Source organism: Limnobacter sp., assembly GCF_046297615.1.
GTDB lineage: Bacteria > Pseudomonadota > Gammaproteobacteria > Burkholderiales > Burkholderiaceae_B > Limnobacter.
The window spans coordinates 256,742-276,766 of sequence record NZ_JBKBHM010000001.1; the positions used below are offsets into that span (position 1 = coordinate 256,742).

Annotated in this window: 17 protein-coding genes; 10 read left to right on the top strand and 7 right to left on the bottom strand. The window is 59.3% G+C overall.

Features of this window, described 5'->3' with window-relative positions; genetic code table 11:
* Positions 1–101: 101 nt before the first annotated feature.
* On the top strand, positions 102–1,736 hold the full coding sequence (locus ACK4FF_RS01240; RefSeq protein ID WP_409703745.1) for a methyl-accepting chemotaxis protein: 1,635 nt from the start codon (positions 102–104) through the stop codon (positions 1,734–1,736).
* On the opposite strand, the gene ACK4FF_RS01245 is transcribed toward ACK4FF_RS01240, so the two are convergent.
* From ACK4FF_RS01245 to ACK4FF_RS01255, 3 genes are read right to left on the bottom strand one after another with little or no spacing between them, the layout of a single operon-like run.
* Positions 1,723–3,180: an efflux transporter outer membrane subunit gene (locus tag ACK4FF_RS01245; RefSeq protein WP_409703748.1), complete on the bottom strand. Its 1,458-nt coding sequence runs from the start codon at positions 3,178–3,180 to the stop codon at positions 1,723–1,725. The two genes, ACK4FF_RS01240 and ACK4FF_RS01245, sit on opposite strands and share 14 nt — an antisense overlap.
* Positions 3,181–3,190: 10 nt before the next feature.
* Complete coding sequence (locus ACK4FF_RS01250) at positions 3,191–6,322, bottom strand: efflux RND transporter permease subunit (protein ID WP_409703751.1); 3,132 nt, start codon at positions 6,320–6,322, stop codon at positions 3,191–3,193.
* 26 nt (positions 6,323–6,348) lie between these two features.
* A complete protein-coding gene (locus ACK4FF_RS01255; RefSeq protein ID WP_409703754.1) occupies positions 6,349–7,593 on the bottom strand; it encodes an efflux RND transporter periplasmic adaptor subunit in 1,245 nt (414 codons plus the stop codon).
* A 146-nt stretch (positions 7,594–7,739) separates the two neighbouring features.
* On the opposite strand from ACK4FF_RS01255, the gene ACK4FF_RS01260 reads away from it, so the two are divergent.
* Positions 7,740–8,393 (top strand): TetR family transcriptional regulator, encoded by a 654-nt coding sequence (locus ACK4FF_RS01260; protein ID WP_409703757.1) that lies wholly within the window; start codon positions 7,740–7,742, stop codon positions 8,391–8,393.
* Here the strand turns inward: ACK4FF_RS01260 and ACK4FF_RS01265 are convergent.
* Positions 8,390–9,076, bottom strand: coding sequence for an SDR family oxidoreductase (locus tag ACK4FF_RS01265; protein WP_409703760.1), 687 nt, complete (start codon positions 9,074–9,076; stop codon positions 8,390–8,392). The two genes, ACK4FF_RS01260 and ACK4FF_RS01265, sit on opposite strands and share 4 nt — an antisense overlap.
* A 140-nt stretch (positions 9,077–9,216) precedes the next feature.
* Here ACK4FF_RS01265 and ACK4FF_RS01270 point away from each other — a divergent pair, with 140 nt between their 5' ends.
* The 6 genes from ACK4FF_RS01270 (at position 9,217) to ACK4FF_RS01295 (ending at position 12,797) form a co-directional block, all read left to right on the top strand.
* Complete coding sequence (locus tag ACK4FF_RS01270; protein WP_409703763.1) at positions 9,217–9,861, top strand: hypothetical protein; 645 nt, start codon at positions 9,217–9,219, stop codon at positions 9,859–9,861.
* Between the two features lie 101 nt (positions 9,862–9,962).
* Positions 9,963–10,739: a transporter gene (locus ACK4FF_RS01275; protein ID WP_409703766.1), complete on the top strand. Its 777-nt coding sequence runs from the start codon at positions 9,963–9,965 to the stop codon at positions 10,737–10,739.
* A gap of 55 nt (positions 10,740–10,794) precedes the next feature.
* Positions 10,795–11,454 carry a carbonate dehydratase gene (gene can / locus ACK4FF_RS01280; protein ID WP_409703769.1) on the top strand — a complete coding sequence of 220 codons (660 nt, stop codon included), beginning with the start codon at positions 10,795–10,797 and terminating at the stop codon, positions 11,452–11,454.
* Positions 11,455–11,539: 85 nt separating this feature from the next.
* Positions 11,540–11,752, top strand: coding sequence for a hypothetical protein (locus tag ACK4FF_RS01285; protein ID WP_409703772.1), 213 nt, complete (start codon positions 11,540–11,542; stop codon positions 11,750–11,752).
* Positions 11,752–12,189, top strand: a complete 438-nt coding sequence (locus tag ACK4FF_RS01290) for a GNAT family N-acetyltransferase (RefSeq protein WP_409703775.1) — start codon at positions 11,752–11,754, stop codon at positions 12,187–12,189. The genes ACK4FF_RS01285 and ACK4FF_RS01290 overlap by 1 nt, the downstream gene beginning before the upstream one ends.
* Before the next feature lie 11 nt (positions 12,190–12,200).
* Entirely contained in the window at positions 12,201–12,797 is a 597-nt protein-coding gene (locus ACK4FF_RS01295) for a TetR/AcrR family transcriptional regulator (protein ID WP_409703778.1), read from the top strand.
* Positions 12,798–12,811: 14 nt separating this feature from the next.
* Here ACK4FF_RS01295 and ACK4FF_RS01300 read toward each other — a convergent pair whose 3' ends face one another.
* The gene (locus ACK4FF_RS01300; protein WP_409703781.1) at positions 12,812–13,552 is read right to left on the bottom strand and encodes a hypothetical protein; all 741 of its coding nucleotides are present in this window, start codon (positions 13,550–13,552) and stop codon (positions 12,812–12,814) included.
* 139 nt (positions 13,553–13,691) lie between these two features.
* The gene (locus ACK4FF_RS01305; protein WP_409703784.1) at positions 13,692–15,461 is read right to left on the bottom strand and encodes an acyclic terpene utilization AtuA family protein; all 1,770 of its coding nucleotides are present in this window, start codon (positions 15,459–15,461) and stop codon (positions 13,692–13,694) included.
* 109 nt (positions 15,462–15,570) lie between these two features.
* Between ACK4FF_RS01305 and ACK4FF_RS01310 the strand changes: the two genes are divergently transcribed.
* Positions 15,571–16,473, top strand: a complete 903-nt coding sequence (locus ACK4FF_RS01310; protein WP_409703787.1) for an SDR family oxidoreductase — start codon at positions 15,571–15,573, stop codon at positions 16,471–16,473.
* Between the two features lie 90 nt (positions 16,474–16,563).
* Positions 16,564–18,192: an acyl-CoA carboxylase subunit beta gene (locus ACK4FF_RS01315; protein WP_409703790.1), complete on the top strand. Its 1,629-nt coding sequence runs from the start codon at positions 16,564–16,566 to the stop codon at positions 18,190–18,192.
* Positions 18,193–18,316: 124 nt separating this feature from the next.
* On the opposite strand, the gene ACK4FF_RS01320 is transcribed toward ACK4FF_RS01315, so the two are convergent.
* Positions 18,317–19,879 (bottom strand): hypothetical protein, encoded by a 1,563-nt coding sequence (locus tag ACK4FF_RS01320; protein WP_409703793.1) that lies wholly within the window; start codon positions 19,877–19,879, stop codon positions 18,317–18,319.
* Between the last annotated feature and the right edge of the window lie 146 nt (positions 19,880–20,025).

Consider the following 20,025-nt stretch of genomic DNA (forward strand, 5'->3'; position numbering starts at 1 on the left):
GTGGTGTGGCGCGCGCTTCATCCCAGTAGCCTAGACGTCACCCTGTTGAATACACACGAAAAACCACCCACACGCCGCCACCACCGATTTGGAGAACGAGGATGAATCAATGGAGTGTTTCCCGAAAAATCTGGCTGATTCTGGGCGTGCTGTGCGCTCAAGGTCTGCTTGTCATGGGCCTTTTCTTTCACCAGAACACCCAGCAAAACCAATTGGTACAACAATTGATTGATGCCCAGGTAGACCCAATTTTGCTGGTGGGCACCACCGCCGAGAACATTCAGAATGCGCGCATCCAGTTGCGTGACCTGTTGATCAGCCGTGCTCAGGGTAAGTCCCCTCAAGAGATTGCCAGTTACCTTGAAGTGATCAAGGGCCTGGCCGGTAAAGTGGACCAAGCAATGAGCACCCTCGAACAAGGCGCCAAAACCCCCATAGAACTTGAGCAATGGCGCAAAGCCAACCAAGGCTGGGGAGATTTGAAAGGCATTGTGGGGCAAATTGTGAAGGCTTCGGATGCGGGTGACCAAGCCACTGCCTACGACCTGATTCTCACGGTGTGCCATGTGGCTGCAAAAAGCACCATCAGTGGGCTGGAAGACCTGGCCAAAAGCAAAAAGGCCCGGTTTCTTGAAGAACTGAACCAGGCCCAAGCCAATTCTGCGCAACGCGCGTGGGTCACCGTGGGCATCGCCAGCCTGTCCATGCTGGTCATTCTGGTGTTTGGGCATAAAGTGGTCAGTTCTGTCACCGGGTCTATCAGCCAGGTGGTGCAGCTAAGCCAACGCATTGCGCGGGGCGACCTGCGTGAAGTGCCTCGCTCGACGGCGCAGGATGAAACCGGCCAATTGGTGAACGCGCTGGCGGACATGAATGACGCCTTGCGCAGCACGGTGACGGATGTGAAATCGGGCGTGGACCTGATGAACCGGGCCTCCAGCCAACTGACTCAATCCGGTGAAACATTGCGGCAAGCCGCGCACAAACAATCGGAATCGGCCACATCGACCGCCAGTGCGGTGGAAGAGTTGAATGCCAGTGTGTCCAGCGTGACTGAATCGGCTGAAAGTGTGCTGGAAACCGCTCAGAACGGCCTGGAACAAACCTCGCAGAGCAGCACCAAAATTGAAGCCTTGGTGTCGGACATTGGTCAGGTTGAAACCAATGTGAACCACATTTCCCGTTCGGTGGGCGAGTTCATTGAAGCGACACAGCAGATTTCCGAGTTGAGCCAGCAAGTTGGCGAGATTGCCGAACAAACCAACCTGCTGGCCTTGAACGCTGCCATTGAAGCGGCGCGCGCGGGCGAGCAAGGGCGCGGCTTTGCGGTGGTGGCCGATGAGGTTCGCAAGCTGGCCGAGAAAAGCTCGCAGTCTGCGCAGTTGATTTCACAAACCACAGGCACGCTGAACAACCTGGCCACGGTGGTGGAAGAGGCAGTTCAGCACGGGTTGAAATCCATCAACGCGTCACGCCAACAGGCCGGCGAAGCCATGCACAGCATGCAGGGCACCCGCGGTAAAGTCAGTGAAGCGGCCACAGGGGTTGATTCAATTGCCCGAGGCATGCGCGAACAACGGGAAGCCACCGCCTTGGTGGCCCACACCATGGAAACCATTTCGGCCATGGTGCAGCAAAGCCATCAAGCCATTGATGAAAACCACCGGTGCGTGCAGGAGTTAAGCCGTGTGGCCAACACCCTGCAAGACACCGTCAAACGCTTCACTGTGCATTAAGCGCCACAGTGCTGTCGGCTTTGAAGCCGCCGCCCAAGGCACGGATCATCAGCAGGGTTGCCCCCTGCTGAGCTTGCCAGGCACCGGCCCAACTCAGCTGCGCTTGCAACAGGTTGCGCTGGGCATCCAGCAATTCCAGTTGGTTGGCCACACCGTTGTCCACGCGCAATTGCGCCAAGCGCACTACTTCGGCCAAGGCCTGCACCTGCTGTTCACGGGCCGTCAGGCGTTCGCGGGCTTCACGCTGCGCCACAATCGCGTCATACACTTCCTGAAACGCGGTGCGTACACTGGCTTCATACTGAAGCACAGCTTGGTTGCGGCGGGCCACGGCGGCATCGCGCTCATCAAACAGGCGGCCTGCCTGAAAAATCGGCTGGGTCAACTGAGCCTGAAAATTCCACACCTTGGCTGGGCCTGTGAACAGGCGGTCCAAGGCCGCGCTTTCCCGGCCACCGAAGGCACTTAAGCCAATCGATGGAAAGAACGCTTTGCGGGCCACTTCGAGGTTGGCTTCCGAGGCCGCCAATTGTTGCTCGGCAGCAGCCAGGTCGGGGCGGCGCAGCAACAATTCAGAAGGCGTGTCTGCGGGCAGGATGAAGACGCGGGTCAGCTTCAGGTTGTCAGCCGACAAGGCATCGATGCGTGAAGACTTACCAGCCAGCAACACCGACAAGGCGTTGTTCACTTTGGACAGTTGTTCCCGGGTGTCCGGCAACTGCGCTTTCACGGTTTGGTATTCCGCCTCGGTTTGGCGCAACTGCAACTCGTTAATGAGGCCCACTTCGAAGCGTTTCTTCGCCAAAGCGTAAGCCTGCTCGCGGCTGGTCAGCGTTTGTTCCAGCACATTCAGTTGCAAACCCAAAACGCGAACTTGCGTGTACAGCGACGCTGCAGTGGCTGCCACACTCAGCCGCACACCGCGCAGGTTGTAGGACTGGGCCATCAAAGAGGCGCGGGCTGCATCAGTTTGCGCGGCAATTTTGCCCCACAGGTCCAGCTCCCAAGTGGCCCCAAGGCCCAAGCGTGTGCTTTCATTCACATTGGGGTTGAAGAAGGGGCTGTTGCCGGCTTGGGTGGTGCGGCCACGCGACTCGGTCAACTGACCAAAAATGGCTGGCCAACGGGCTGACTTGGCGATGCCCAACACTGCACCGGCCTCATTCAGCCGCTCATTGGCCAAACGCACATCGGTGTTGTTGCTCAGGGCGGTTTCGACAGTTTCGTTCAAGCCAGGGTCGCCCAGCAAGGTCCACCAGCGTTCGTCCTGAAACTCATTCACGGTGACACCACGTGCGCCTGCTGGGAGCTCCACCGCCACTTTGTCCGCCACGGGTTGCGCCTTGTTGGCTTTCAGCAGGGGAATGCCCGAGGCACAGGCAGTCAGTGTCATCAGGACACCGGCATTCAACATCCAACGGGTCAGGGTTTTTAACTTCATCATGTTCCCCTTCTTAGAGTTCAATCTGTGAATTCTGGTCGTCGCCCTCATGGCGGCGGCCACCTTGCTTGCTTCGATCAATGAGGCGGTAAAACAGCGGCACAAAGAAAATGGCCAGCAGCGTGGCGGCGGTCATGCCGCCCATCACACCCGTGCCCACCGCAGTTCGCGCACCAGCACCCGCCCCACTGGAAAACGCCAGCGGCACCACGCCCAGAATGAAGGCCAGCGAGGTCATCAAAATTGGGCGGAAGCGCAAGCGGGCTGCTTCAAGCGCAGCGTCCGAGGCACTCATGCCTTCGGTGCGCTTCAACACGGCGTATTCCACAATCAGAATCGCGTTCTTGGCGGCAAGGCCCAGCAACGTCACCAAACCAATCTGGAAGTACACGTCGTTGTTCATGCCACGCAGCCACACGGCCAGCAAGGCACCGAAGATACCAAACGGCATGGCCAACAGCACCGACATGGGCAGGCTCCACTTCTCGTACTGGGCAGCCAGAATCAGGAACACCATGAGCGCACCGAGAATCAGCGAGAAGCTGGACGAACCGGCTGATCGTTTTTCCTGATAGGACGCCCCCGAGAACTCGATCTGGAAATCGTGCGGCAGCACTTCTTCGGCAATTTCTTCAATCGCTTTCAAGGCCTCACCGGAACTGACCCCCGGCGCACCACTGCCCAGCAACTTCACGGCGGGCAGGTTGTTGAAACGCTCCAGCGTTTCCGGCCCTTGCGAGTAGCTGACCTTGGCCAAGGCGGAAATGGGGATCATCTCGCCCTTGGCGGAACGCACATACATACGGCCTATGTCGTCCGGGGTTTTGCGGTACTGTTGCTCGGCCGACATCAACACTTGCCAAGTGCGGCCAAACTTGTTGAAGTCGTTCACGTAGTACGTGCCCAATGTGGCGGCCAGTGTGTCAAACACATCGTTGACGTTCACACCCATGGCGCGCGCCTTTTCACGGTCCACATCCACATACAACTGGGGCGTGCCGGGCCTCCATAGGGTTTGTACCCCGGCCAGCCTTGGGTCACTGTTGGCCTTGGCCTGGAAAGCACCCATCACTTGCGCCAGTTTTTCAGGGCCGCCCTCGCCTTTGTTCTGAATGTAAAACTCAAAACCACCGGCGGTACCCAAACCGAAAATGGGCGGAGGTGCAAACGCCAACACCAAGCCTTCCTGAATGCCTGCAGTGCGGCCAAACAGTTCGCCCACCAACTGCGGGGTGGTGGCGGTGCGTTCGTCCCAGTGGCGCTGGGTAACAAACAAGGTGGCCGCGTTGTTTTTGAAACTGCCGCCCAGGAAGTCGAAGCCTGTGAATGCCACCGCGTACTCGTTGGCCGGGTTGGCCTGAGTGGCGTCCAGCACTCGTTTAACTACTTCGTCAGTGCGCTGCAGGGTAGCACCATCGGGCAGGAACACCGCCGCAATGTAATAACCTTGGTCTTCGTCGGGCACCAAGGCGCCGGGTGTGAACTTGAACAAGCCCCCGGTGGCCACCAGCATCACGATGAACACTGAAACACCCAGCACAGGCCGCATGCTGACAAACTTCACGCCGCCCACGTAGCGGTGGGTGACCCGTTCAAACCACGCGTTGAAGGCGTCGAAGAAACGGTTGGGCCGCTTGTGCTCGGCTTTCAGAATGAGCACGCACAGGGCTGGGGTGAGTGTCAGCGCCACCACACCGGAGATGATCACCGCAATCGCAATCGTGATCGCAAACTGTCGGTACAACTCGCCCGTGAGGCCGCCCAAGAAGGCAATCGGAATAAACACCGCCGACAACACCAGCACAATCGCAATCACGGGGCCAGTCACTTCCTGCATGGCTTTGATGGCCGCTGCACGGGCTTTCAAGCCCTCCTCGTGCATGATGCGTTCCACGTTTTCCAACACCACGATGGCGTCGTCCACCACAATCCCGATGGCCAGCACCATGCCGAACAAGGTGAGCGTGTTGATGGAATACCCCAGCATGTACAAGCCGGCAAACGTACCAATCAGCGACACCGGTACCGCCAGAATCGGAATCAGTGTGGCGCGCCAGTTTTGCAGGAAGAGGAACACCACCAGAAACACCAGCACCATGGCTTCAGCCAGTGTTTTGACCACTTCGCGAATGGACACTTTCACGAAACGTGTGGTGTCGTAGGGCACTGCGTAAGTCAGGCCCTGCGGGAAATCAGCCGACAGTTCTTTCAGGGTGTTGTTCACATTCTCGGCCACATCCAGCGCATTGGCGCCCGGCTGCAGAAACACACCGACCAAGGTGGCGGATTTGCCATTGACCCGGCCCATGAAGTCATAGTCGCGCGAGCCCAATTCCACCCGCGCCACATCCTTCAGGCGCAGTGAAGAACCATCCGGATTCACACGGATCAGGATGTTTTCGAATTCCTTGGGGTCGGCCAGACGGCCTTGGGTGGTGACGGTGTACACCAACTCTTGCCCGCTGGCGTTGGGGCTTTGGCCCACCTTACCGGCCGCGAACTGCGCGTTCTGCTCGGTGATGGCGCGGGCAATGTCACCCGCAGTCAGCTTGAGCTGGGCCATGCGGTCGGGCCGAATCCACACGCGCATGGCGTAGTCTTTCGCCCCGAAAATCTGCACGTTGGTGGTGCCGGAAATTCGCTTGATCCGGTCCAGCACGTTCAGGGTCACGTAGTTGGAGGTGTAGAAGTCGTCAAACCGCCCGTCGTCGGAGTAAAACGCAATCACCTGCAAAAACGCCGATGAGCCCTTGTTGACTGTGACGCCCTGCCGGCGCACTTCCTGAGGCAGGATGTTTTCCACCTGCTTGACGCGGTTGTTGACGTTCAGGGCGGCTTGGTCGGGTTTGGTGCCAATCTCGAAGGTGACCTGAATTTCAACCACACCACTGGAAGCGGACGTGGAACTCATGTACATCATGTTTTCCACGCCGTTGATGGCGTTTTCGATGGGGGCCGCCACGGTGTCGGCAATCACGCGAGCTGACGCACCGGGGTAAACCGCCCGTACTGTCACCACCGGAGGTGCAATTTCAGGGTATTGCGCAATGGGCAAACCACGCATGGCGGCCAAGCCAGCCAGCATGATGAAAATCGACAACACAGCCGCAAACACAGGCCTGTCGATGAAGAAACGCGAAAACATGGTGTATTTCCTCGAAGGTCGTCAGGTCACTGTTTGGCGGCTGGGGCAGGCTGCTCGGCAGCCGCTTTGGGGGCGGCTTCCGTTTTGGCTGCGGGCGCTTGGGCCGGGGCGGCAGCATCTACCGGCTGAACAGGCGTGCCGGGGGGCGCTTTCATGAACCCATCGGTGATCACTTTGTCGCCAGCGGCCAAGCCAGAATTGACCACCCACTGGCTGCCTGCCCATTGGGCCACCTGAACCGGACGGGGTTCCACCTTGTTCTCGGCACTCACAGTCATCACAATTTTGCCGCCCATGGGGTTTTCAATCACAGCGCGTTGAGGCAGCAATACCGCGCCTTTCTGGCTGGCACCACTGATGCGCAAGCGCACAAACTGGCCAGGGTTCAGCGCGTCCTTGGCATTGGCCAACAGAGCACGTGCGTCCACAGTGCCAGTGCCGGGGTTCACGCGCACATCCTGAAAGCTCAGGCGGGACTTCAGCGCAGTCGGTTTGCCATCCGCGCCCAGCACTTCCACCAGCAGCCCGTCACGGGGCACTTGAATGCGGCCTTCCTGAACACCCGACTTCAGATTGTTGTGGTCTTGCTCGGGCCAGCCGAAATTCACATACACCTGGTCCACCTGAGTCACTGTGGTCAGCAATTCAGACGGGCCTGACACCAAACTGCCTTCCGACTTCAACGAACGGCTGGCAAACCCACTGACTGGCGATTCCACACGGGCGTACTGCACATTCAGGCGCGCTTCTTTCACACGGGCCGAGGCCACGGACAAATCGGCCTTGGCCACCTCGAAGGCGGATTGCGCCGCATCGGCTTCGGCTTGCGACACCGCCTTGCTCTCAATCAGGGGTTGCACGCGCTTGTAGTCGCGCTCAGCCTGCGCCAAGCGCACCTTGGCGGCATTTTCGTCGGCCAGGGCACGGGTGAGTGCAGTTTGGTAAGGCGCGTCATCCAGCTTGTACAGCGATTGGCCCGCCTTCACACGGCCGCCTTCGCTGAACAAACGCTTTTCCAAGATTCCGCTGACGCGGGCACGAATTTCCACTTCCCGAATGCCGCTGACTTGGGCGGGGTATTCATAGGTCAGTTCCAGATCAGCAGGTTGCACCTGAACCACGGGCACAGGCATGGCCTGCCCGGGGCCACCCGCCCCGGGTGCGCCGCCTTTGCCGCACGCGGCCAACACTGCAGCCAAGCCCAGAACACCACCCCAACGCAAGGCTTGAACAGACAGTTGCGCCGCGCGATCCAATTGATTATTCAGCATGTTTTCCCCGTTGTCAGATGCGATAGGGCCCGTGCTTTTGACACAGCCCTTCCGAATTTTCTGTTGATTTAATGACCGATTCGTCAGATAATACATACATTCACGAGTGTATGTAAAGATTTTTACCATTTTGTGGCAGAACCGTCGTGGCACGTAAAACGAAAGAAGAAGCGCAGGAGACGCGCAGCCTGATTCTGGACACCGCTGAGGCTGTGTTTGGGGAAAAAGGCGTGTCCCGCACCACGCTGAACGACATTGCCAAGGCCGCCAACCTCACGCGGGGGGCCATCTACTGGCATTTCAAAAACAAAGCGGACTTGTTTGATGCGATGCTCAAACGGGTCACCCTGCCCATGGACGAATTCACCGGGCAACCGGACAGCACCAGCAGTTGCGGCAACCTGTTGTACATCCGTGAGCGGACCATGCACGTGGTGCGGCTAATGGCCGGAGACCCCCGCACCCAGCGGGTGTTCGACATCGTGATGCACAAAACCGAGCTGGTCGATGACATGCTGCCCATTCGGGACCAGCACTTGGAGGCACGGCAAGGCTGTCTGGACGACATCGGAGCCAGCCTGGCCGCAGCCCAACAGGCTGGGGAACTGCCGCCCCACATCAACCCCACGGACGCAGCCATTGGCCTGCACGCCTTGATTGACGGGCTGTTCGCCAATTGGGTGCTGAACCCCAAGGGCTTTGATTTGGCCCAGCAAGCGCAATCCGCACTGGACTGCTACCTGCGGGGCCTGGCCACCAGTTCACCCGATGGCGCGTGCAGCGCCCGAAAAACGGACTAGACCAAACCCGTCACCGGAATGCCTGCGCCGTGAATGTCGCGCGCAGCGGGCGACAGCAAAAAGGCAATGACTTCCGCCAGTGATTGCGGCGCAACCCAGCGTTCAAAGTCAGCGTCGGGCATGGCTTCCCGGTTGGCGGGCGTATCCAGAATAGACGGCAACACCGCATTGGCGCGTATGCCCAAATGCCGGTTTTCAGCCGCCAGCGCCTCAGTCAACTTCAACACCGCCGCTTTGCTGGCGGCGTAAGCGCCCATGCCGTCGCCTGCGGTGCCGTGCGCTGCATAGGCGCCCACGTTCACAATCACCCCGCCTTCCTGCGCCTGAAACTGGGGCAACACGGCTTGGCACATGTTGACTGCGGTTTGCACATTGGTCGCAAACAGGGTTTGCCAGGTGTCCGGGTTGCTGTCGATCTGGCGTTCCCACACAAACGTGCCTGCCAGGTTCACCACTGCGTCCACCTGTCCGAAGTACTCCCAAGTCTGGTTCAACACCTCGTCGGCATGCTCAGGCACCGTCAAGTCCACATTGCCGATGGACACGGCATCGCTGTCCCCATCCCACTCGGGCTGGTTCAGGTCCACCAACATCAGGCGATAACCGCACTGGGCCAAATGGGCTGCGACGGCCTGCCCCAGGGCCCCTGCCGCTCCGGTCACGATCACCACGGGTTGACTCACGCCTTACCTCCACACCTTGCATTGTTCAGAACGCGCATTGTGACATGAGGCCCCCTTCACGGGGGACCACCTTGCCGGGCAATCCTGCCTGCCGTTGAACTGCCGTTGCCAATTCATCGACGTTGAGTTGGAGAAATGCGATGTGGCAGGGCATTGTGTCCGGGCTGTTTGGCCTGCTGGGAATTTTCGCACCCTCAAGCGAGTTACCGGACACCGCAGCGTTTGAGGAACAGGTGCCGCGTTTTGCACAACACTTTGCGGTGGACTCGGGCCGTGTGCGTGTGCTGCGCACCGACAAAAGCAGCCCATCACCGCTGTTAATGTACGCCAGCACGCGCGTCTGCCTGTTGCAGGTGAATGAAAACAGCCAGTCGCGGCGGGTGTGGGCCCATTTTCTGAATGGCGCGCAAGGCGAACAACTGGAAGCGGTCATCGTTTTTTCAGCCGGGCATGAATTGACGCACTGCGCGGTGGCTGAACAAGGCCGACGCGCCCGCTTTAAGCCTCAACTGGAACAAACCCTGGGTATCCGTTTTGCCAACAACACCCAGTTTGAAGAAGCCTTGGCCGACTTGGTGGGTTTGGCCTACCTCAAGCGAGAAAAGCCCGAGATGCTGGATTGGATGCGCGACCGACTGCGCACTGTTCGCATGGATTTTTCCTCACGAAACCCCGACCACGACAGCAGCGCCTTGCTGTCTGACGCCAACATCGACAAGGCCGCCGAGTTCTTCAAGCCGGATAAGCTCCAACGCGCCGCACTGGCTGAAAACACGGGCGGCTAGGCCTTTCGGTGTAAGCAGGCCAGTAAAGTTACGTCATTCATCCGGAGCATGACCGGCCCCCCTCCTTCGGCTACACTAGGTCGAAAAGAGGAGACCACAATATGATTAAAAACGCGTGTGCCGGGGCTTTGTTGGGTTTGATGTTCCATGGTGCTGCAATCGCAGCCAATCAAGATGCCCCACTGGTGCTCACCACCAGCTTTGACAGCATCAAAGGCAAATTCGGCCAAACCTCGGAAACCACGGCCCGCAGCTTCACCGTGGGGCTGACTCTTGTAGGCGAAAACACGCGGCTTTCTGCATTCCTGCCTTACATCACCCTTGAAGGGCCCGGCACAGTGATCAACGGCGCGGTCACCGGCGGTGCTGGCGGACAGAGGCGCTCGGTCAAAGGCGTGGGCGACATGCTGATCACCGCCTCGCGTGATGTGGTCGGCACCATTCAAAGCAAGGGCTTCCACTTGGCCGCCACTGGCTTGATCAAACTACCCACTGGCGACGACAAACAGGGGCTGGGCACTGGCAAAACAGATTACGCGGCGCAAGCCGACATGGCCTACCGCTTTCAGAATGGTGTTTCACTGACCCTGAACGCCGGGCGCCAGTACTACGGCCAAACCCCACAACTGAAGTTGCTGGACGGCAATTACACCACTGCAGGCATTCAAGTTCCTCTGGGCAGTTCTTTGCTGATGACCGTCTCTGCCATCCAGCGCGACCGAATTTTGCAAACCGCCCAAGAGCGTCGTGAACGCAACCTCGCCTTCATCTACGGGCTGAGTCGCACCTCCGCCGTGCAGTTGGGCATGACCACGGGCAGCACCACCGCCAGCCCGGACCGCGCAATTTCACTGAGCCTGATCACACAACTGGACTGACACCGGGTGCGGCGCTGCGGTACACTGGGCCGGATTTCACCTGCCCGGAACCGCCGTGACCACCTCTTTACAACACCTGCTGGACGCCAACGCCGAATGGGCCACCGCCCAGGTTGACCGCGACCCTGAATTCTTCAAACGGCTGGAAAACCAGCAGTCCCCGGAGTACTTCTGGATCGGCTGCTCGGACAGCCGCGTGCCTGCCAACACCATCGTGAACCTGCAACCCGGCGAGGTGTTTGTTCACCGCAACGTGGCCAACCAGGTGTTTCATGGTGATTTGAACTGCCAGTCGGCTACGCAGTTTGCGGTCGAAATTCTGAAAGTGAAACACATCATCGTGTGCGGCCACTACGGCTGCTCAGGCGTGCGTATTGCCATGCGCGGTGACCGGGTGGGCTTGGCTGATGCCTGGGTCCGTCCCATTCACCAGTTGGCCCGCCACCATGGCTTGGTGCCTGCCGAGGGCTCGGACGAAAAACCCTGCCTGGACGCGCTGTGCGAGCTGAATGTGATTGAGCAAGTCAAACGCCTGTCCGAAAGCACCTTGATTGAAGACGCGTGGGACCGGGGACAAGACTTGACCATCCATGGCTGGATCTACAGCCTGAAAGACGGGCTGGTGCGCAACCTGAACATGTCCGTGGCAGGCCGGGACACTATTGAGCCGGTGTACACCAATGCGGTCAATGAACTGAAAAAACGTTACCGCTGAGTCAATTCTGGTCTAGAATGGGATTAATAATTCAATCGTTTGTTTGAATTGTTCACCCCATCCATAGTTATCAGGAGACAAGACAATGGCACTTTCCACCCAAACCAAACTGGGCGACCTGCTGGACAATGACGCGAGCAAGGCTATTCTGGAAAAGCACATGCCCGGCATTTCCACACACCCCCAGATTGCCATGGGCCGTGGCTTTCCTTTGGCCGTTGTGGCCAACTTCTCCGGTGGCATGATCACCGCTGAGATGCTCGAAAAGGTTGACGCCGACCTGGCCGCATTGGGCTGATGGGCGCACCGGTCATGCTGCGCATCGCATGCAGTGACTGGTATACACACGGCGAACGGGCCCGGCCTGTTCGCCGTTCTGTTTTTGTTGTCGAACAAGGCATTCCGGAAAGTGAGGAATGGGACGAGTTCGACGCCGTGTCTGTCCATGCTTTGGCATGGCTTCACGAACAGGTGGTGGGCACCGCCCGGCTGTTGCCAGACGGTAAAATTGGCCGCATGGCTGTGTTGGCCCCCTACCGAACCCAAGGGATAGGCTCGGCCCTGCTTGCAGAGCTGGTTCAAACAGCCCATGCCCGTGGGCTGAACACCGTGCGCCTGAGCGCGCAAACCCATGCCCTGGCGTTTTACGCCAAACACGGATTCCGGGCCTATGGACCGCCTCATGAGGAGGTGGGCATACCCCACCAGTGGATGACACTGGATTTACAGCAATAAGGACAAGACGAGTGGCCAGACCCTCCAAAGACAGCAAAGCAACCAGCAAGAACGACGATGGCCGTCGCGGCGAGATCATCCGCGCTGCCGCCAAACTGTTCCGCGACAAAGGCTATGACGGTGCCAGCATGCGTGCCATTGCCAACGCCGTGGGCATGCAATGCGGCAGCCCCTTTTACCATTTCGCCAGCAAGCAGGACATTCTGGTGGCCGTGGTTGAAGAGGGCCTGCGGCAGGGGCTGGAAAAAACCCGTGCGGTGGTGGACTCAAGGCTTTCAGCCGATGCGCAGTTTCGCGCCTTGGTGAAGGTTCACCTGAGCATCATTCTTGAGCCGGGCAACGACTTCATTCCGGTCATGCTGTACAACTGGCGTTGTCTGGATGCCGTTCACCAACGCAGGTTGATTGCAACGAAAGACGAATACGATGCGATTTGGCAGGAGGCCGTCAACCGGCTCAATGCCGAAGGGCATTTGGGTGGAGACACCCAGTTTGCACGCTTGATGGTGCTGGGTGCGATGAACTTCATGGTGTCTTGGTTTAAGCCGCGCAAGGGCGACAACCTGGACAACCTGACGGATCGGGTTGTCCAGTTTTTCCTGGGCTAAACAGTCAAGGCTGATTAGCGCAGAATGCCCAGCAGGCTGGCGGGGCGTGCAGCAATCAGGTTCTGCACCAGACCGGAAGTCATGGAGGTGATGGCCCCCAACTGGCCGCCGTTGACCAAGCTGGCGGTTGCGGCAAGGTTGGCCACACCGCTGACGGCAGCCAGGTTGCCGACAGCCAGATTACCCGCACCAGCCACGCCGGTTGTTATTTCAACGCCCGAAGTGCGGTCGGCAACACCCTGCAACAGGTTGAAAGCACCAGCAGTCACACCCTCCACCGCGGTGCCCGCTTTGACATAGGTGGCGTCCACTTGGCCCAGCACACCTTGAACCAAGCCACTGCTCACTTCCAGACCGGCAGTCAAGCTGGCCTGGGCACCACCGCCTAGGCCATCGGCTTTGGCTTGCAGATTCTTGGTGGCCAACAACCCTGCTTTGGCCACTTCAGTGGCAGGGGCTTCAGCCTTGGGGGTGTCGCCTTTGGGCACATCGGCCACGGGCGTACCGGTTTTAGGCGCTGCTGCAACAGGGGCTGGCGCTTCAGGGGTTGCGGCAGGGGCTGGGGCTTTGATCTGGCCCAGTTGCAGACCCATCACCCCCTCACCCTTGGCCGTCATGGCTGCTTGGCTTTGTTGGGCGTGGGCTTGAGCAAATGCATTGCCCCAACCCATCAGGGTCACGGTGTCCGCGCGCGAGGCGGTGGGCAGAACGATTACAGACAAAGCGGCAACCAAAGCAATTTTCTTGAACATCATGTTGATCTCCTGGAAAGGGGCTCGACCCGAGATGAGCCCTGCTTTGTAGATAACGGAGACATGAGGTAGGAAAAACATAGCTCTTGAGAGGGGCGCACCGTCAGGTACCCCCCCTACGTGGGTGTAGATTTCCCCCGTTTTATTCAATAGGCATGGTAAGTAACAGTTGCGCCATCCCCTTGCCCAGGGGGTCATTGCGCATGGACGCCATCCCCCCACCATCCAGCGCCTGCTCAATCACCAAGTTGATGGCGTTCACCTGCGGGCAGTCATACAACGTGACCGGTCCTTGCGCCAAATGCCCCAAGTACTGCGCCACACGCTCAGGCCGCGCCTGGTAGCGCAGCAAGGCAAGCCACTCAGGCCGGCGCGCCACCAAACCCACGTTGCTGGTGTTGCCTTTGTCCCCGCTGCGGCCATGGGCAATGGCCAGCAAGGGCTGGCCGCGCAAACCCTGCGGCACCTCAACGGCAGATACATTGGGGTTTGCAGCGCCCGCCGTGGGTTCCCACGGGCCAGTGGGGTGCCTTGGCTCCGCGTAGTCGATTGTGGTGTCTTCCAGCATCACTTTCGGGCCAACGCGGGCCTTGGGCACAAACGCACTGAACAGTTTCACCAAAGGCACCACGCCGGGCCGTCCCATGCCAAAGTTCCCACTGGTGCCCGGCGCGTAACTGGTGCCTGCTGGCGCCACCTCGCGGGCAAAGAGCGCTGCGGCTTTTTTATCCGAATGAACAATCGCAATCCGCACCACCGCCTCATGGCCCAACCGGGCTTGGGCATGGGGCCCAAGGTCCACTTCGCTGCCCAACACTTCAATCTGGGTGCGGGTGTAATCAGCCAGCCCCTGCCGCTTGAACATGGCCCGGGTGCGTTCAAGAATGGCCTCGGCGGTGCGCTGCGCTTTGGCTTGGGCATCAAAGCCCACAATGCTCAGCAAACCAATACAACGAAAACCATCCGGGTAGGTGGCGCACACTTTGAGCTGGTCCGAAGGGGGCAAGCCCGTCGCCCCTTCAATCCGCACCCGGTTTTCTGCAACCTGGCGCATGCGAACGGTGGTGAAATCGCAGACGACATCAGGCAAGGCGTAGCGGGCCGGGTTGTGTACCTCGTACAGCATCTGCTCAGTGGCCACCGCCACGTTGACCAAGCCCCCGGTGCCCTCAGGCTTGTGAAGCTCAAATGTGCCATCAGCCTCGACGCTCACCACCGGGTAGCCGATGTTGGCCCAGTCCGGCACGTCGTGCCAATCGGTGAACAGCCCGCCCGTGGCCTGTGCACCGCATTCCACCATGTGGCCAGCCAGGCTGCCTTGCGCCAAGGGGTTCAAATCCTGAGGGGTCCATTTGAACTCATGCACAAGGGCCCCCAGCACCATGGCGCTGTCCACCACACGCCCGGTAATCACCACATCGGCCCCGGCATCCAGGGCGGCGGCAATCGGAAAGGCCCCCAAGTACGCATTGGCTGTGAGGAAAAAGGGCGGGGCGGCCTGGCCGCTGTGCTGGTCGTGAAGGGTTTGCCCTTCCTTGCGCAGGGCAGACACCAAGCCAGTGACATCATCACCACTGACCACACCGATGTTGACCGCCAGCCCCAACTCATCCATCGCCGCTTTCAGGGCCGAGGCGCAGGCCCCCGGGTTCAAGCCACCAGCGTTGGCGATGATGCGTATGCCTTTGGCTTTGGCCACCGGCAGGGCTTTTTTCATCACATCCACGAAATCCAGGGCATAGCCGTGCTCAGGGTTCTTCATGCGCATGCCCGCCATAATCGCCAATGTCAGCTCGGCCAGGTAATCGTAGGTGATGTAGTTCAGGCCGGGCACCTGCAACAGTTGTTCAGTGCCCAAGGTGCTGTCGCCCCAGAAGCCGCAAGCCCCGCCGATGTGTATTGTTTTGCTCATGCGCGTGTTTCCGTGTTCAATTGGGTTCAATTGCGATTGTTGTGGATTGCAGTGATCATAGCCAAGGGTAGAATAACAATCAAACGTTCGTTTGATTTTTGGAGGCTTCATGAACCGTTTCAATTCCGTATTTCGCGCCGGTTTGTTCGACGGCCAGGTGGTCGTCGTCACCGGTGGGGGGTCTGGCATTGGGCGGTGCACAGCCCATGAATTGGCCAGCCTGGGGGCCAGTTTGGCCTTGGTGGGCCGCAAACTTGAAAAGCTGGAAAAAGTGCGTGATGAAATTGCGCAAACCTGCCCGGTGAAAGTCAGCCTGCACACCTGCGACATTCGCGAAGAAGAACAGGTGAAAACCACGGTGGCGGGCATTCTGGCCGAACACGGCAAGATCGACCACCTCATCAACAATGCGGGCGGTCAATTCCCCTCACCTTTGAACATGATCAGCGGCAAAGGCTGGGAAACCGTGGTGCGCAACAACCTCACTGGCGGTTTTTTCATGGCACGCGAGGTGTTCAACCAGCACATGATGCTGCACTTGGGGCAAAAAGACATGTCCATCAGCAACATCATCGCCGACATGTGGAACGGCATGTCCGGCATGGGGCATTCCGGTGCTGCACGGGCAGGCATGCTCAACTTTTCGGAAACTGCATCCAATGAGTGGGCCCCGGTGCGCGTCAATGCAGTGGCTCCGGGTTTCATTGCATCAAGCGGAATGGACACCTACCCTGAACCCATGAAGCTGACCATCATGGAGCTGGACAAAACCATTCCCCTGCAACGCTTGGGTCTGGAAGCGGAAGTTTCTTCGGTGCTCACCTTTCTGGCCAGCCCGGCAGCCTCGTTCATTTCCGGCAGTTGCATCCGGGTTGATGGGGCCGCGCCCAACGCCCGGCGCATTTGGCAGGTCGGCACCGGCAAAGCCAACCCGGCTTTCAACAGCTTTCACCTCGGTGGCGTACCCGAAGTGATTCAGCGGCGGGACGCCCAGCGCAACAAGGGTGGCTGAATGCGGGTCCAGTCAAACCCGGACAATTGGGGTTTGACTTTTACCCAAGTGCCACCGACAATTAATCAATCAAACGTTTGATCAATTTCTATGCCTATCCTCAGCACCGCCATTTCCAAGCAATCCCCCGATTTTCAGCGCAATGCCGAGCACATGGCCTCGGTGCTGGGCACGCTTCGCAGCCTGGAGCAACGCACCCGTGATGCCTCGTCCAAGGCGGCACCCTCATTTGCCAAGCGGGGGCAATTGCTGCCCCGCGAACGTTTGGCCTTGCTGCTCGACGCGGGTTCTCCTTTCCTGGAGCTCAGCACACTGGCGGGCTACATGCAGGACGGGCAAAAGGCCGACAAAAGCATTCCGGGCGGCGGCATTATTGCGGGCTTGGGCTATGTGTCCAACACCCTGAGTGTGGTGGTGGCCAGCGACTCTGGCATTGAGGCTGGTGCCCTGCAAGCCATGGGCATTGAAAAAATGCAGCGCGCGCAGGACATCGCCCTTGAAAACCGCCTGCCGTTCATCAATCTTGGGGAATCCGCCGGGGCCAACCTGCTCAAATACAAAGTTGAGCATTTTGTGATGGGCGGGGGCAACTTCTACAGGCTGGCCAAGCTGAGCGCTGCCGGCCTTCCTGTGATCAATGTGCTGCACGGCTCATCCACCGCGGGCGGGGCCTACATTCCGGGCTTAAGCGACGTGGTGATCATGGTGCGCGAGCGTGCCCGCGCATTTTTGGCTGGCCCACCCCTGCTCAAAGCCGCCACTGGCGAAATTGCCACGGATGAAGAACTGGGTGGCGCCGACATGCACTGCTCGGTGTCTGGCCTGGGTGAACACATTGCCGAAGATGACCGCCATGCCATCGCCATCGCCCGCGAAGTGATGCGGCACATCGACTGGAACAGCAGCAACCGCGCCAATATCCCGGCGCTGAACCCGGCAGCCCCGGCACCCCGATTCCCGGCTGAAGACCTGCTGGGCATCATGCCCGCAGACATCAAAACCCCCGTGGACATGCGGGAGGTGATTGCCCGCATTGTGGACGACTCCGACTTTCTGGAATTCAAAGCCAGTTACGGCTCCGCCACCCTGTGCGGCACAGCCAAGCTGATGGGGCTTCCGGTGGGCATCATTTCAAACCTGGGGCCCATCGACACTGCCGGGGCCACCAAGGCCACCCACTTCATTCAAAGTTGCTGCCAAACCCGCACGCCAATTCTGTACCTGCAAAATACAACGGGGTACATGGTGGGCAAAGACGCGGAACAAGGCGGCATCATCAAACACGGCTCAAAAATGATTCAGGCTGTCAGCAACGCCACCGTGCCGCAAATCACCTTGCTGTGCGGCGCCAGTTTTGGTGCAGGCAATTACGGCATGTGTGGGCGTGCTTTTGGCCCCCGGTTTGTATTTGCGTGGCCCAACAGCAAAACTGCGGTGATGGGTGCGGAACAAGCCGCTGGCACCATGGCCACGGTGATGCAGGCCAGTGCGGCGCGCAAGGGCATGGAAGTGCCTGAGTTCATGCTGGACAACATGAAAAAGCAGATTGTGGACACGTTTGAATCGCAAACCAGCGCCTTTTACACCAGCGGCCTGTTGCTGGATGACGGCGTGATCGACCCGCGGGATACACGGCAAGTCCTGGCATTGGCCCTGGCCGCAAGCCTGCAACAGGAACGCACAGTGCAAACCATGCAGTTTGGTGTTGCGCGCATGTAAAGCGGTTAATTGCAGTGGCTGAAAAGGAACAAAGGCACCTTGTGGGTGCCTTTGTTGTTTCCGGCCTGGGTCGGAGCCAGACCGAAAGTTGATCGCAGGGCCATCCAGGCCCTACAACAGGTGCTTACACGGGCAGGCTGGTGGGCAACATGCCGGTGAGTTGGTCCAGCGGAGTGCCGGTGGAAGAGATCGGCAAACCACCACCCAGAGCGTCGGTCAGAATGGCCGGGTCCAGCAGGGCTGTAATCTGGTCCAGCGGTGTGCCAGTTTCAGGGAAGCTGGGCAGGCCACCGCCAGCACCGGGGGTGGGCAACCCACCGCCCAGTGCATCGGTCAGAATCGCGGGGTCCAGCAGGGCTGTAACTTGGTCCAGCGGTGTGCCAGTTTCAGGGAAGCTGGGCAGGCCGCCACCTGCGCCGGGGGTGGGCAAACCACCGCTCAGTGCATCGGTCAGAATCGCTGGGTCCAGCAGGGCTGTAATCTGGTCCAGCGGTGTGCCAGTTTCAGGGAAGCTGGGCAGGCCGCCACCAGCACCGGGGGTGGGCAAACCACCATTCAGGGCGTCAACCAGAGGCACCAACACAGGCTCCAGTGCGGTGAACAATTGCTCAAGGCCACCAGCCAGTGGCTCCGACACCATGGGCAGTGCGTCAGTCAGCGAACCCAGGCCATCAAACAGAGGCGCGGCGCCGTCGGCCAAGCTGGCCAAGCCGTCGTGCAGGGAACTCAAACCGGGCTCCAGCGCTTCAACCAGAGAATGCAGGCCGTCAGCCAAGGAGGGGGCAATCATGTCCAGCCCACCAGCCAATTGCTCGGACAACACACGCAGATTCACCGGGAGGGTGTCGGCCGCGGCGGTCACCAAACCATTTTCATCGCCAGCCAGCACATCAGTCAGCGGTGACAGGGCCTTGTCCAGCGCGGAAGTCACGGGGCTGAGGTTCTGGTCAAGCACGGTTGTAACGGGGCTCAAACCAGCCAGGGTGTCTTTGACCACGCCATTGACGGGGTCCAGCGCAGGGGCCAGTGCGTCTGTCACGGGGGCCAGTTCGGCGGTCACAGGCTCAAGGCTGTCTGTTACAGGGGCCAATGCTTCCACAGTGCTTTCAACGGGGGTCGCCACAGGGTTGAGCACATCGGTGTACACCGCGGTCACGCCAGAATCCAGCGGGCCAGTGGCGTTGGCCACAGTTTCAACAGGGCCGGGTACGCCAACGGACCCACCGGAGGAGCCGCCAGTTGAACCACCACTGCTGTCATCGTCGTTGTTGTTGCTGACCAGAAAGGCAGCGCCAGCCGCAGCAGCCAAGGGGCCTGTCAAACCACCGGCCAGCAAGCCTGCGCCCGCACCAAACAAACCGGAGATGGCACCGCCACCCGCCACGGCCACCACAGGGTTGCCCTTTTCGTCAGACGTCACTTCGAACTCGCCTTCGGCCACGTTCAGTTCGGCGCCCGCTTCAGTGGCCGCCAAGGTGGCTTTGGAATTCGCATTCAGAATGCCTTCGGTGGCGTTTTTGCCATCGGCAGCGGGAAACTCAATGTAGGCGGCGCCATCAGCGCCAGTGACCACGGTGTCCCCGGGGACAATCATGTCGCCTTCTTTCAAGGCCACTTGTTCACCATCCGGACGAGTCACCATGACTTCGCCCATGACACTTTTAATAATTCCAGTGATATTAGACACTTTACATTCTCCGACAATGTGTGTGAGTGATCGGCAAAAACCGCCGCTTGTGGAGGTTTTACCGACAAATATTCCGCTCAGATTCGAAAATTACCCACAATGCAACCATTGATTACATTCCCGGAAGGGACAAGGGCACCGCATCC